Below are 15,264 nucleotides of genomic sequence, written 5' to 3'. Positions count from 1 at the left end.
GTTGTTCGTGACGTGTGGTTCGACAAGTGAGGGTTTGGCATGAACGCGCGCCGAGAGGTGCGCTCTGGTCGTCGTCGTAGGGCGGTTGTTCCGTTGTTCGGCGATGTGTTGACTGGGGCGGGGGAGTCGGCTGCCGAGCGGGTGGCGGTGCGGTGTGCGGATCGTGAGCTCACCTACCGGCAGCTCGATGAGCGTTCGGCGCAGTGGGCGCGTGCGTTGATCGCTCGTGGTCTCGGCCCCGGTGACGTGGTGGCGATCGCGATTGCCCGCAGCATCGAGTCGGTGCTTGCGGTGTGGGCGGTCGCTCGGACCGGTGCGGCCTTCGTGCCCGTTGACCCGATGTATCCGCGCGACCGGATCGAGTTCATGCTTGCCGATTCCGGGTCGGTGCTCGGGCTCACCACCTCGGCGCACAGGTCTGGGCTCTGCGACGATGTCGAGTGGCTGGAATTGGATGATCCGGCTGTGCTGCAACAGGTTTCGGCGCAGCCGACGCACGAGTTCTGGTACGGCGACCGTGTTCGGCCGTTGACCGCGCAGCACCCGGCCTACCTCATCTACACCTCCGGTTCCACCGGACGACCGAAAGCGGTGGTGGTCACCAGCGACGGCATCGCGCGGGTGGCCAGTGCGCAGTACGGCATTACGGCAACGTCGCGCGTGACGCACCTGAGCTCGCCCAGCTTCGACTTTTCGATCCTGGAGTTCGTCCACACCTTCGCGGCGGGCGCCACGCTGGTTGTCGTGTCGCCGACGGTCTTCGGCGGCGATGATCTGGCGGCGCTGCTGAAGCAGGAGCGGATCACCCACCTGACGATCACCCCCGGTGCACTGGAATCGGTACCGCTGGAGGCGTTTCCGGAGCTCCGGGCGGTGATCTGCGGGGGTGACACCTTGAACCCCGCGCTGGTGGAGCGGTGGACCACGGCCGACCGTGTGGTGTTCAACGCCTATGGTCCCACCGAGACGACGGTGATCGTCACCACCGGGCCGATGACGGCGGGTGCGTCCGTCACCCTTGGTCGGGATACCGATGGCTCCCGTCTGCTCATTCTGGATTCGCGGATGCGGATGGTGCCGCGTGGGGTGGCCGGTGAGCTCTATATCGCGGGATCTGGCTTGGCGCAAGGGTATTCGGGGCGTTCCGGGTTGACCGCGGAACGGTTCGTTGCCAATCCGTTCGCGGCCGAACTCGGTTTGTCCGGGGCGCGCATGTATCGCACCGGTGATCTGGTGCGCCGCAACGACGGCGGCCAGTTGGAGCATTTGGGTCGGGTCGATTTTCAGGTGAAGATCCGTGGGTTGCGGATCGAACTGGGTGAGATCGACAGCGCTTTGTCCGCGCATGCTGATGTGGCGTTCGCGGTCACCGTTGGTCGTGCGTTGCCTTCGGGCGCCATCGCGTTGGTGTCGTACGTGCTCGCGTGTCCCGGCGTCACTCTCGAGCCGTCCGAACTTGCGCAGTTCCTGTCGAAGTCGGTGCCTGCGTACATGATTCCGGCGTCGATCATGGTGCTCGATGAGCTGCCGCTCACCCCGGTCGGCAAGGTGGATCGGGCTCGATTACCCGAGCCGGTGTTCACGGCACGGGAGTTCCGAGCGCCTGCCACGCGGACCGAGGAGATCGTGGCCGAGGTCTTCGCGGCAGTGCTGCGGCCGGACGAGGGCCAGCCGGTCGGTGCGAACGACGACTTCTTCGCGCTCGGCGGCAACTCGTTGCTGGCAACCCAGGTTGCGGCACGGTTGGGTGCCGCGCTCGGTACTCGGATTCCGCTGCACCTGGTGTTCGAGTCGGACAGCGTGGCCGGGTTGGCTGAACAGGTGGAGCGGCACGCCTGGTTGGCCGGAGGTGACGGGGTGTTGCCGTTGCGGCCGATGCCGCGGCCGGAGCGGATTCCGTTGTCGTATGCCCAGCAACGGATGTGGTTCCTCAATCAGTTCGATCCCGAGAGCGTCGTGGACAACATCCCGATGGCCGTGCGGTTGTCCGGTGCGCTGGATCTGGATGCGTTGCGTGCTGCGGTGGGCGATGTGGTGGAGCGGCACGAGGTATTGCGCACCATCTATCCGTCCCGCGACGGCGAGGGCTATCAGGTGGTACTCGCCGCCGCCGATCCGCGGGCAACACCAGAGCTTGCGGTAGTGGCTGCTGTCGACGATCCGAGGGCGGGATCGGAGTCCGTGGTCACCTCCGTGGATCTGGAGCCGGTTCGCGGGTTGATCGTGGAGACTTTTGCCACGGCGTTCGATGTGACCGTGGCGCCGCCGCTGCGGCTGCGCGTGTTGCGGGTGAGCGAGACCGAGCATGTGCTGGTGTGCGTGGTGCATCACATCGCAGGTGACGGTTGGTCTTTGGGCCCGTTGGCACGCGATCTGATGCTCGCCTACGCCGTGCGCGCCGCAGGCGAGGTACCGGCGTGGTCGCCGTTGCCGGTCCAGTACGCGGATTTCAGTATTTGGCAGCGCAGTGTGCTCGGCTCGGAAGATGATGCACGGAGCGTGCTTTCGGCTCAGGCGCAGTATTGGCGTTCGTCATTGGCCGGTGTGCCGGACGAGTTGCCGCTGCCGTTCGATCGGCCGCGCCAGGCGACCCGGTCGTTCTCCGGTGCGCACGTGCGGTTCTCGATCGGAGCGGAGCTGCACGGGCGGCTGCAAGTCGTGGCCCGCGAACATCACGGCTCGCTGTTCATGGTGTTGCACGCTGGGCTTGCGGTGTTGTTGGCGGGCGTGTCGGGTACCGATGACATCGCGATCGGCACTCCGGTGGCCGGGCGCGGTGAGGCCGCGCTCGACGATCTGATCGGCATGTTCGTCAACACGTTGGTGCTGCGTACGCGGGTTCGTGGTGAGCTGACAGTTGCGGACTTGTTGGCTGCGACCCGTGACACTGATCTGCATGCCTTCGCGCATGCCGATATTCCGTTCGAGCGGCTGGTCGATCTGCTCGCGCCGGATCGTTCGCTGAACCGGAACCCGTTGTTCCAGGTGATGTTGTCGTTCCAGAACCTGCCCGAGAGCACGTTCGAGCTGCCGGGGCTGCGGGCCTCGGGTGTCGAATTCGAGAAGGTCACCGAGAAATTCGACCTGTCGCTGACCCTCGGTGAGTCGGGTGGTGGCGGTCTGTCGGCTGAGTTCTCTTATGCCACTGATCTGTTCGACGGCGCGACGGTGGCCGGGCTCGCTGAGCGGTACGTGCGGGTGTTGGAGTCGTTGGTGGGCGATCCGCGGCGACGGGTGCGTGACATCGATCTGCTCGATGACCGTGAGCGAGCGATGATGGTGCGGGACTGGAACCGGACCGCGCATGCGCTGCGGAAGATGGTCACGGTGCTTGACCGGTTCGAGGCGCATGTGGGGTCGCGGCCGGATGCTGTTGCGTTGGTGGCGGATCCGGGAGAGGGTGCGGCGCTGGAGCGGGTGGCCACGCTTGCCCACCCGTCGCCCGACCACCACCCCTCATCGAGTCACTGCGTGACGCTGTCCTATGGGGAGTTCGCCGCGCGGGTGAACCGGCTGGCGCGCGAGCTGATCGAGATCGGCGTCGGCCCAGAGGTTTTGGTTGCGGTCGGTATTCGTCGCTCGGTGGACATGCTGGTCGCGGTGTATGCGGTGCTGACCGCCGGTGGTGCCTATGTGCCGGTTGATCCGGATCATCCCGGCGAGCGGATCGCCCATATTCTCGAGACCGCGTCGCCGGTGTGTGTATTGACCACGTCACGTGATGAGTTGGCGTTGCCGGGGACGGTGCGTCGGCTGGAGATCGACACGCTGGGCATGTCCGGCTGTTCCGATGCCACGGTGACGGATGCGGATCGGTTGGCGCCGTTGCGTTCTTCGAACACGGCGTATGTGATGTTCACGTCGGGCTCGACGGGCCGCCCCAAGGGCGTCGCGGTCAGCCATGCCGCCTTGGTCAACCAGCTGGGTTGGCTGATCAGTGCACTCGGGTTGGACAGTACCGACGTCGTGTTGCACAAGACGCCGTTCACGTTCGATCCCTCGGTTCGAGAGCTGTTCTTCCCGTTGATGATCGGAGCGCGCACGATTATCGCCGCGCACGATGGGCACCGTGATCCGCGGTATCTGGCTGAGGTGATCGAGCGGTACGGGGTAACGGTGACCTCGTTCGTGCCGTCGTTGCTCTCGGTGTTCGCCGCGTCGGCATCGCCCGATGAATGCCGTTCGCTGCGCCTGGTTTTCGTTGGCGGTGAGGTGTTGCCACCTTCCTTGGTTGCTGCCTTCGGTCAGGTGTCCGATGCCGTGGTGTGCAACTCGTACGGCCCTACTGAATTCACCATTACCGCGAGCTTGTGGCGGGTGGATGAGGTGGTGTTCGGTTCGGTGCCGATCGGCACCCCGGTGTGGAATTGCCGGGCCTATGTGTTGGATGCGTCGCTGCGACCGGTGCCGGTTGGCGTGCGTGGTGAGTTGTACTTGACCGGTGCACAGTTGGCGCGCGGTTACCAAGGGCGAGTGGATCTGACCGCTGATCGGTTTGTCGCTGATCCGTTCGGCGCGGCTGGTGAGCGGATGTATCGGACCGGTGACTTGGTGCGCTGGAATGCCTCTGGTGTTCTGGAGTACGTCGGTCGCAGCGATTTCCAGGTGAAGTTGCGTGGTCAACGCATCGAGCTCGGTGAGATCGAGGCTGCACTACTCGCGCATCCGGCGGTCAGTCAAGCGGTCGTGTTGGTGGTCGATGGCGCTACCGGTCCGCAACTGGTGGCGTATGTGGTTGCGGTGCCGGATCTTTCGGTCGACGCCGTGGCGCTGACAAAGTTCACGGCCGAGCGGCTGCCTGCCTATATGGTGCCGTCGGCATGGGTGATGTTGGCGGAGTTGCCGCTCAACGCCTCGGGCAAGCTGGATCGGAAGGCGTTGCCGGATCCGGTGTTCCAGGTGCGTGAGTACCGTGCGCCGGAGACTACCGTGCAGGAGGCCGTGGCCGGTGTGTTCGCGGACCTGCTCGGCGTGGAGCGGGTTGGGTTGGATGATGATTTCTTCGAACTCGGCGGCAACTCGTTGGTCGCGACGCGGGTGACCGCGCGGATCGGCGCCGCGTTGGGTGTGCGTGTTGCCGTGCGTGCGGTGTTCGAGGCGTCGACGGTTGCCGCGTTGGCCCGGTGGGTCGAGCAGTATGCGCGGTCGGGGCGGGTGGCGTTGGTGGCTGGTCCGCGGCCGGAGCGTGTCCCGTTGTCGTTGGCTCAGCAGCGGATGTGGTTTCTGAATCGGTTCGATCCGGCTTCTGCGGCTTACAACATCCCGGTGGCGCTGCGGCTGACCGGTGAGCTCGATGTTGCCGCTTTGCGGTCGGCGGTGGTCGATGTGGTTGCCCGCCATGAGGTTCTGCGTACGATCTATCCGCAGACCGATTCGGATCCGGTGCAGGTGATTCTGCCGGTGTCGGAAGCGGCGCTGGACTTTGTCTCGGAATCGGTTACCGTCGACGAGCTTCCGGCGCGGATCGCCGAAATGGTCTCGGCTGGCTTCGATGTGACCACCGAGGTGCCACTGCGTGCAGCCCTCTTCGACGTTGTCGGTGCCGACACGGCGACCGTGACTTCCGAAGGCGCTGAGTACGTCCTTGTGGTGGTCGCGCATCATATTGCCGCCGATGGTTGGTCGGGTGGCCCGCTGACTCGTGATGTGATGACCGCCTACGTTGCCCGCTCCGCGGGCGGGGCTCCGGTGTGGGCGCCGTTGCCGGTGCAGTACGCCGACTTCAGCCTGTGGCAGCGAAAAGCGCTCGGGTCCGAGGACGATCCGGACAGTGTGCTCTCGGAGCAGGCGCGGTTCTGGCGGGCGGCATTGGCCGGTGCGCCAGATGAATTGACGCTGCCGGTGGATCGGCCGCGGCCTGCGGTGCCGTCCTCGGCAGGCGGGCAGGTGCGGTTCGAGGTCGAGCCCGAGGTGTATCAGGGCTTGCAGGCTATCGCGCGTGCGGAGAACGCGACGTTGTTCATGGTGGTCCATGCCGCGCTTGCGGTGTTCCTGGCGCGCATGTCCGGCACCGACGACATCTCCATCGGCACTCCGGTGGCCGGACGCGGCGAGGCCGAACTCGATGATGTGATCGGCATGTTCGTCAATACGCTGGTGCTGCGCACGCGGATTCGTGGTGAACTGACCATCGCCGAGTTGCTCGCCGCTACCCGTGACAGCGATCTGCAGGCGTTCGCGCACAGTGATATTCCGTTCGAGCGTCTGGTCGATCTACTCGCTCCGGAGCGCTCGCTGAACCGCAACCCGTTGTTCCAGGTGATGTTGACGGTGCGGAACCTGCCCGAGGGTGCGTTCGAGCTGCCGGGGCTGCGGATCTCCGGAGTCGAATTCGCGAAGGTGACCGAGAAGTTCGACCTGTCGCTGACCATCGGCGAGGCTGTCGGTGTTGGCGGCGAACTGGGTGCGGTCGGTCTCTCAGTCGAATTCTCTTATGCCACTGATCTGTTCGACGCCGCGACAGTTGCCGGTTTCGCTGACCGCTATCTGCGGGTATTGCAGGCCATCGCGAAGGATCCGCAGCGACGGGTGCGTGATATCGATCTGCTCGACGATGCCGAGCGGGCGGTGGTGTTGCGCGAATGGAATCAGACCGCGCACGTGGTGCCCGACGCGGTGAGTGTGCTGGATTGGTTCGAGGCCAACGTGCGGGCGCGCCCGGACGCCGTTGCGGTCGTCTTCGATCCGGGTGCCGAGGCGTTGGCCCGGCAGGCCCACCCGTCGCCCGACCGCCACACCTCATCAAGTCACTGCGTGACGCTGTCGTATGCGGAGTTTTCCGCCAGGGTGAACCGGTTGGCTCGGGAGCTGATCGAGATCGGTGTCGGTCCAGAGGTTTTGGTTGCGGTCGGTATTCGCCGTTCGGTGGATATGCTGGTCGCGGTCTACGCGGTGCTCACCGCTGGTGGTGGTTATTTGCCGGTGGATCCGGAGCATCCCGCCGAGCGGATCGAGCATGTGCTGGCCGGTGCGAAGCCAGTGTGTGTGCTGACCACCCGCCGTGACGAGATCGCGTCGGGTGGCGTCGGTGTGGGAGCTGCCGGTGTCTTGCCCGTGCTCTACGTCGACGAAGTGGACCTGGCGCGACATTCCGGTGCGCCGGTGGCGGCAGGCGAGCGGCGCGGGGTGTTGCGTGCGGGCAATACCGCCTATGTGCTGTACACCTCGGGTTCGACCGGTCGTCCGAAGGGCGTGGCTGTCAGCCATGCAGGGCTGGTCAACCAGATGGGTTGGATGGTCGATGCGCTCGGGTTGGACGAGACCGATGTGATGTTGCAGCGGACGCCGTTCACCTTCGATCCGTCTGTGTGGGAGATGTTCGGCCCCTTGATGATCGGCGGAAGTACCGTCATGATCACGCACGACGGCTATCGCGATCCGGCGTATCAAGCCGAGGTCATCGAACGGCACGGGGTGACCGTGCTCGAAGTGGTCCCTTCCTTGCTCGCGGTCTTCGCCGCCGCGGCGTCATCTGCCGAATACCGTTCGCTACGTGTAGTTTTCGCCGGTGGTGAGGTGTTGTCGCCTGCGACCGTTGCTGCTTTCCGTCAGGTGTCGGACGCGGCGGTGTACAACGGCTACGGCCCCACCGAGTTCACCATTACTGCCACCGCGTGGCGAGTTGGCGAGGCGCTGCCCGTGTCGTTGCCGATCGGTGCTCCCGTATGGAATTCGCGGGCGTATGTGTTGGATTCGGCGTTGCGGCCGGTACCGGTCGGGGTGCAGGGCGAGTTGTACCTCGCGGGGACACAGCTGGCGCGTGGTTATCAGGGCCGGGTGGATTTGACCGCTGATCGGTTTGTCGCTGATCCGTTCGGTGCGGCCGGTGAGCGGATGTATCGCACCGGTGACCTGGTGCGTTGGGTGCCTGCATCGCGAAGCGATTCGATGAGGGGTGGCGGTCGGGCGACGGGTGGGCACACCGCTGGGGGACTGGAGTACCTCGGTCGCACCGACTTCCAGGTGAAGTTCCGTGGTCAGCGGATCGAGTTGGGTGAGATCGAGGCCGTGCTGCTTGCGTGCTCGACCGCGCGCCAGGCGGTGGTGCAGGTCGTGACGACGGCGGCGGGCGATCAGCTGGTCGGTTACCTGGTTGGGGCCGACGAGGTTGATGTCGAGGCGGTGCGGGCGGCGCTAGGCCGTCGGTTGCCGCCCTACATGGTGCCGTCGGCATTGGTGATGTTGGCGGAGTTGCCGCTCAACGCCTCGGGCAAGCTGGATCGGAAGGCGTTGCCGGATCCGGTGTTCCAGGTGCGTGAGTACCGTGCGCCGGAGACTACCGTGCAGCAGGCGGTGGCCGGTGTGTTCGCGGACCTGCTCGGTGTCGAGCGGGTCGGGCTCGACGACGACTTCTTTGCCCTCGGAGGCAACTCGCTCGTCGCTACCCAGTTGACTGCACGATTGGGTGCTGCGTTGGGTGTGCGTGTTGCGGTGCGTGCGGTGTTCGAGGCCTCGACGGTTGCCGCATTGGCTGGGTGGGTCGAACAGCATGCGCGGGCCGGGCGGGTGGCGTTGGTGGCTGGTCCACGGCCGGAGCGTGTCCCGTTGTCGTTGGCTCAGCAGCGGATGTGGTTCCTCAATCGGTTCGATCCCGCTTCGGCGGCCTACAACATCCCGGCCGCGCTGCGGCTGACCGGTGAGCTCGACGTTGCCGCTTTGCGGTCGGCGGTGGTCGATGTGGTTGCCCGCCATGAGGTTCTGCGTACGATCTATCCGCAGACCGATTCGGATCCGGTGCAGGTGATTCTGCCGGTGTCGGAGGCGGCGCTGGACTTTGTCTCGGAATCTGTTGTCGTCGAAGCACTTCCGGCGCGAGTCGCCGAAATGGTATCGGCTGGCTTCGACGTGACCACCGAAGTACCGCTACGTGCAGCGCTCTTCGAAGTCGCCGCCGCTGACGTGACTTCCGAAGTCGCCGAGTATGTCCTGGTAGTGGTCGCGCACCACATTGCCGCCGACGGGTGGTCGATCGGTCCGTTGACTCGCGACGTGATGGCGGCGTACACGTCACGATTGGCGGGCGAGGCACCGGCATGGCCGCCGTTGCCGGTGCAGTACGCCGACTTCAGCCTGTGGCAGCGAAAGGTACTCGGGTCCGAGGACGATCCGGACAGCGTGCTCTCGGAGCAGATGCGGTTCTGGCGGGCGGCATTGGCCGGTGCGCCAGACGAATTGAGGCTACCGGCAGATCGACCGCGGCCCCTGGTGCAGTCCTCGGCCGGTGGGCACGTGGTCTTCCAGGTCGAGCCCGAGGTGCACGAGGGCTTGCTGGCCATCGCGCGTGCGGAGAACGCGACGTTGTTCATGGTGGTCCATGCCGCGCTTGCGGTGTTCCTGGCGCGCATGTCCGGCACCGACGACATCTCGATCGGTACCGCGATATCGGGTCGCGGCGAGGCCGAACTCGATGATGTGATCGGCATGTTCGTCAACACGCTGGTGCTGCGGACCCAGGTGCCGGGTGAGCTCGGTTTCACCGAATTGGTGGCGCGCACCAAGGAAGTGGATCTTGCCGCCTTCGCGCACGCCGACATGCCGTTCGAACGCCTGGTGGAGCTGTTGAATCCGGCGCGGTCGATGGCGCGCCATCCGCTGTTCCAGGTGATGTTGTCGTTCCAGAATCTGCCGGATGCCGATTTCGAGTTGCCCGGGTTGCGGATCGGCGCGGTCGATTACGAGGCGGGCACCGAGCAGTTCGATCTGTCACTGACCATCCGTGCGGCCGGCGACGGCGCTGCCGGCATGGTCGGCGTCTTGTCGTTCTCGCGTGATCTGTTCGACGAAGCCACTGTGCAAGGTTTCGCCGAGCGATTCACGCGGTTGTTGTCGGCGATGGTCGACCAACCGGAGTCGGCGGTCGGCGACCTGCCGCTGTTGGCCGAGGACGAGCGCAGGCAGCTCACGCAGATGACTGGTGGTGCGCCCGCGGATGTCGTGTTGCTGCCGGATCTGCTGCTGCGCGGCATGGCGTTCGGCGCGGATCGGGTCGCGGTGCGTGATCGTGGCCGGTCGGTCACCTATCGGGAACTCGATGAGTATTCGTCGCGGTTGGCGCGAGTATTGATCGGGCAGGGGATCGGCCCGGAATCATATGTGGCACTTGCGTTACCGCGGTCCTATGAGATGATCGCGGCGATCTGGGCGGTGGCCAAGGCGGGTGCGGCCTATGTGCCGATCGATCCGAATTATCCGGTGGATCGGTTGCGGCACATAGTGGTTGATTCAGGTGCGGTCATCGGTGTGACCACGGCGGAGTTGGTCGATGAGTTACCTGGCGACGTGGCGTGGTTGGTGCTCGACGATGCGCTGACGCAGCAGCGGTGTGCTGCGGCGTCCGCGGCTCCGGTCGGTGCTGCCGATCGGATCAGGCGGTTGTCCCCGGCGCATCCTGCGTATCTGATCTATACCTCTGGTTCGACGGGGCTGCCCAAGGGGGTCGTCACCACCCATGCCGGTTTGGCTCCGCTGACCGACTACTCGACCGGGATAAACCGGATCGAGCCACAGCATCGGGTGCTGCATGTCTGTTCGCCGAGCTTCGATCAATCGGTGGAGGAGTTGTTGTGCGCCTTCGCCAATGGGGCCACATCGGTAGTGGTGCCGTCGTCGCTGCTCGGTGGGCCCGAACTGGCCGCGCTGATGCACACCGAGCAGGTGACGCACACGATCATCACGCCCGCATTGGTGAGCACCATCGACCCGGCGGGCCTCGAGCGGTTGGAAGTCGTGATGACCGGCGGTGACGCCGCGACCGCGGAACTGGTGTCGGTCTGGCAGCCGGGCAGGCGCTACGTGAACAGCTACGGCCCGACGGAGCTGACGATCGGTGCCACCTACACGGAACTTGTTGCGGGTCAACCGGTGACGATCGGCCCACCGCTGCCTGGTGTGACGGCGTTCGTGTTGGATTCCCGGCTCAATCCGGTGCCTGCCGGAGTGGCAGGTGAGTTGTATCTGGCCGGGGCGGCGATGGCGCGTGGCTATCACGATCGTGCCGGTCTGACATCCGCGCGGTTTGTCGCCAACCCGTGGGGTGAGCCTGGTTCGCGGTGGTATCGGACCGGGGACCTGGTCCGCTGGGTGCCTGCGCATGGGCCGGAATCCGTCGCCGGGTTCACGCTGGATTACCTGGGCCGCATCGACTTTCAGGTGAAGCTGCGTGGTCTGCGTATCGAGCTGGGGGAGATCGAGTCCGCGCTCGTCTCCGTCGAATCGGTGGCGCAAGCGGTTGTGGTGGTTCGGGCCGATGAGCGGTTGGGTGATCAGCTGGTTGCTTATCTGGTGGCCGTGCCTGGCTCCGAGATCGTCATCGATGAGCTGCGAGCGGCGCTGGCGCGGCGGTTGCCTGCGCACATGCTGCCGTCGGCGTGGGTGCTGCTGGATGCGCTTCCGGTCACGGTCAACGGCAAACTGGACCGGACGGCGTTGCCTGCTCCGCGTATCGTCCTGCGCGAGTACCGTGCCCCCGGCACCCCGGAGGAGCAGGCCATCGCCAAGGTTTTCGCCGACGTACTCGGTGCCGAGCAGGTCGGATTGGACGACGACTTCTTTGCCTTGGGCGGTAATTCGTTGTCGGGTATCCGGGCGTGCGCGGGTTTGACCGCCGCGCTCGGCACGCCGGTATCGGTGCGAATGCTGTTCGGGCACTCCAGCGTTGCCGCGCTGGCCACGGCGTTGCGCGACGGGTTCGACGGTGCCGACGAGGCCGACCCGGCCGCCGATGCGGTGCTGGATCCCGCTATCAGCGTTGATCATTGCGCCGCACCGCATCAGGGCGAGCCGGAAGCGATACTGCTCACCGGCGCCACCGGCTTTCTCGGAATCTTCTTGCTGCGAGAGTTGCTGGAACGGTCGACGGCCACCGTCTACTGCTTGGTTCGCGCGGCCGACGATGGTGCCGCGGCGGCGCGTATCGACGCTGTCGCGCAACAGTATCGGGTCGATGTCGCTGCCGATCGGCACCGGATCGTTGCTGTCAGAGGTGATTTGGCCCGCCCGCTACTCGGGGTCGAACCGGCCCGGTTCGCCGAGTTGGCCGAGCGGATCGACGTGATCTATCACAACGGTGCTCAGGTCAACCATCTCGAACCGTATTCCCGGATGCGAGCGGCGAATGTCGCTGGCACGACCGAGATGCTGAGGTTGGCGAGCACCACGCGGGTCAAACCTGTGCACTATGTGTCCACAGCGTCCGTGGTTGACAGGATGCCGGGCGACGACCGCGTTCCGGCCGGACTGGGAGGTTACACACTCAGCAAATGGGTCGCCGAACAGTTGGTGCTGACCAGTATCGACCGTGGCCTGCCCGCAACCATCTATCGGCCAGGCCAGCTCACCGGCGATTCCCGCACTGGCGCCGGCCCGATCGACGACGCGGTGACGACGATGATCCGGGCGATGGTGGTGCTCGGCGTGTGGCCGGAATTCGGTGCCGTCGACCTGCCGATGGCGCCGGTCGACTACGCCGCCGCCGAGCTCGTTCGGTTCTCGCGGGATCCGCACGCGCTGAGCAACATTCACTATCTGACCGGTTCGAGCGAGGGGATCTGGCAGGCGATCGCGGCGCAGGCCAGGCGGCGCGGTTTCCCGGTCACCGTGGTCGAGCCGGGGCAATTCGCCGAGGCGGTTGCCGATGCCGCCGAGACGGCGTTTGCGGTCGGTGACGATGCCCTGCTCCGGGCGGCAGCACTCATCGGCAATTACGCGGCACCCGGTGGCGAACCCGATACCGCCGCTGAGCAGGGCAGCGAGCCTGCTTTCACCCTCGCGCCGGTCGATGAGGCAATCCTGAGCCGCTACTTCGATTACTTCATCGAGATCGGGTTCCTCCCTGCGCCGATGGGAGCGCCGCACGATGAGCTCGACTCCGGCTCCGAGGCGGCCGCCCGGGATGCACAGCATGATGGTGGGATGGATGAACGAGTGAGCGCATGCGCGGACTGCTGATACTGATCATCGTGCTGGTGATCGCCCTGCTCGCCGGTGACCGAATCGCTGTCGCCATGGCGCAGAACGAGATCGCCCGCAAAATCGCCGCCGAATACCACCTCCAGAACGAGCCACGCGTCGACATCGGCGGCTTTCCCTTCCTGACCCAAGCCGTCGACGGCACCTATCGCGACGTCCGCGTCCACGCTGACACATGGACCGGCCAGGGCCTCACCGTCGCCGACCTCAACGTCACCATGACCGACGTCTCCGCCCCGCTCACCGACATCCTCAACAACCGCACCTCGAACCTCGTCGCCGCGACCGCCACCGCCACCGCGGTCGTCCCCTACGACACCGTCCGCGGTTTCGCCCCCACCGAAGTCGACTCGATCTCCTACGCCCCCGACGGCCTCCGCATCACCGGCACCTTCTCGGTAGAAGGCATCCCCATCCCCGCCACAGTCATAGTCACCGTCGCCCCCACTGACAACGGCATCGAAGTGACCCCGATCTCCGCCCAACCCTCAACAGGCGGCCCCACCATCCCCCTCGCCCTCCTCCGCCGCACCCTGACCTTCACCATCCCTCTCCAACGCCTCCCCCTAGGCGCCCGCCTGACCGCCATCCAACCAACCCCCGCCGGCCTCCAAGTCACCGCCCAAGCCCACAACACCCACCTAACCGACCTCCCTTGACCCCGATGCGGCGAATGCCTTCCTATTCACCGCAGATTCTGCGGTGAATAAGGCGTATGATCACCGCATGTCAGACGGAAATCGGACATACATCTGGGAGGACCGAGACTGGCCAGACCTGCGATACGACGCTGAACGGCTGGCCGGTCCACTGGTCGAGGTCGCGCAGAGTCAAGGACACCTGCTCGGCAGGCTCGCCGACACCGACGAGGCGGTCCGCGATCAGGCCGGTCTCGCAGCGCTCACCTCGGACGTGGTCAAGACCAGTGAGATCGAGGGTGAGCTGCTCGATGTCGGGTCGGTTCGTTCTTCGATTGCCCGCCACCTAGGCGTCGACATCGGTGCACTCGTTCCCGCCGACCGGAACGTGGACGGGGTGGTGCAAATGGTGCTCGACGCGACCGTCCACCACGACACGCCGATGACCGCCGATCGGCTCTTCGGCTGGCATGCCGGACTCTTTCCCACGGGACATTCCGGCATCTCACGTGTGCGCGTCGGCGGATGGCGCACCGATGAAACCGGTCCGATGGAGGTGGTCTCCGGAGGCTACGGTCGCCAGCGCGTGCATTTCGAAGCCCCGCCCGCCACCCGGCTCGACACCGAAATGGCGCGGTTTCTGGACTGGTTCAATCGCGACGCGACCGAACCGCCGATCGTGAAAGCCGGTCTGGCACATCTGTGGTTCGTGACCGTGCATCCCTTCGACGACGGCAACGGACGCATCGCACGCGCGCTCGGCGACCTGTGGTTGGCGCGCGCCGACCACAGTTCGCTTCGCTTCTACAGCCTTTCGGCGCAGATCCAACGAGATCGCAATGCCTACTACACGATTCTGGAGCGCACCCAGAAGGGCACGCTCGATGTGACCGACTGGCTGCTGTGGTTTCTCGCCGCGTTGCAGCGCGCGATCACCCACGCCGACGGCACAGTCGACGCCGTCCTGGCGAAGGCCCGGTTTTGGCGGCGTTGGGTGCAGACGCCCATGAACGCCCGCCAGATCGCCATGCTCAACCGCCTCCTCGACGGATTCCACGGCAATCTCACCACCCGGAAGTGGGCGATCATCACAAAGTCCTCGCAAGACTCCGCGCTGCGCGACATCAACGAGCTCGTTGAACTCGGTGTCCTGCAACGTTCGAACTCCGGCGGCCGAAGCACCTCCTACGAGCTCATTCAGCCCTGACCGGGAGCGGCGGCCGAGAACCGGGGGATTCACCGACCGGGTCAGCGTCAGCCGAGTCGGTTTGTCAACGTGGGGTCGGCCCACTGGTCGTAAACCGACTCGGTCCCTGTTTATTGGTATGCTGACCCCCGCGATTGGTGTGACGTCGTCACCCCGGCGGGGTGATTTGTCCGCGGCGGTCGCGTCGCCGTCGGTGATGCCCGGCTTGTCGCGTTCGCGGCAACGGCGCTGACCAGTGCTTATGGCTTCGCCGGTCGCGGGAGCGCGGACTGCGCGGGCGCATCCGTGCCTCACCCTGTGCGGCGATGCAATCACCCTGGCCGCTAAGACATCCTACCTATCTGTACCTGGACGCTGTGATCGAAAGGGGGGCCGTGTCCGCTCGCGCGAGGCAGGCGACCGTGGTCCTCATCACGGGGTTGCGGTGATCGACGTGTTGATCGTGGGGGCGAG

General features: G+C 65.5%; 3 protein-coding genes. All 3 read left to right on the top strand.

Going from position 1 to position 15,264, the window contains the following annotated elements; translation table 11 throughout:
• Positions 1–39: 39 nt before the first annotated feature.
• The 3 genes from NA11_RS32890 to NA11_RS32880 all read left to right on the top strand — a co-directional run bounded on the left by NA11_RS32890 (position 40) and on the right by NA11_RS32880 (position 14,811).
• Positions 40–12,945 (top strand): non-ribosomal peptide synthetase, encoded by a 12,906-nt coding sequence (locus tag NA11_RS32890; protein ID WP_084655261.1) that lies wholly within the window; start codon positions 40–42, stop codon positions 12,943–12,945.
• Positions 12,930–13,625, top strand: coding sequence for an LmeA family phospholipid-binding protein (locus NA11_RS32885; protein WP_069165950.1), 696 nt, complete (start codon positions 12,930–12,932; stop codon positions 13,623–13,625). The genes NA11_RS32890 and NA11_RS32885 overlap by 16 nt, the downstream gene beginning before the upstream one ends.
• Before the next feature lie 67 nt (positions 13,626–13,692).
• A complete protein-coding gene (locus tag NA11_RS32880) occupies positions 13,693–14,811 on the top strand; it encodes a Fic family protein (RefSeq protein WP_069165949.1) in 1,119 nt (372 codons plus the stop codon).
• Positions 14,812–15,264: the final 453 nt, after the last annotated feature.

This window comes from Nocardia altamirensis NBRC 108246 (genome assembly GCF_001612685.1).
Lineage (GTDB): Bacteria > Actinomycetota > Actinomycetes > Mycobacteriales > Mycobacteriaceae > Nocardia > Nocardia altamirensis.
Note: the sequence above shows the minus strand (reverse complement) of the source record. Positions and strands in the feature narration are given on the sequence as shown.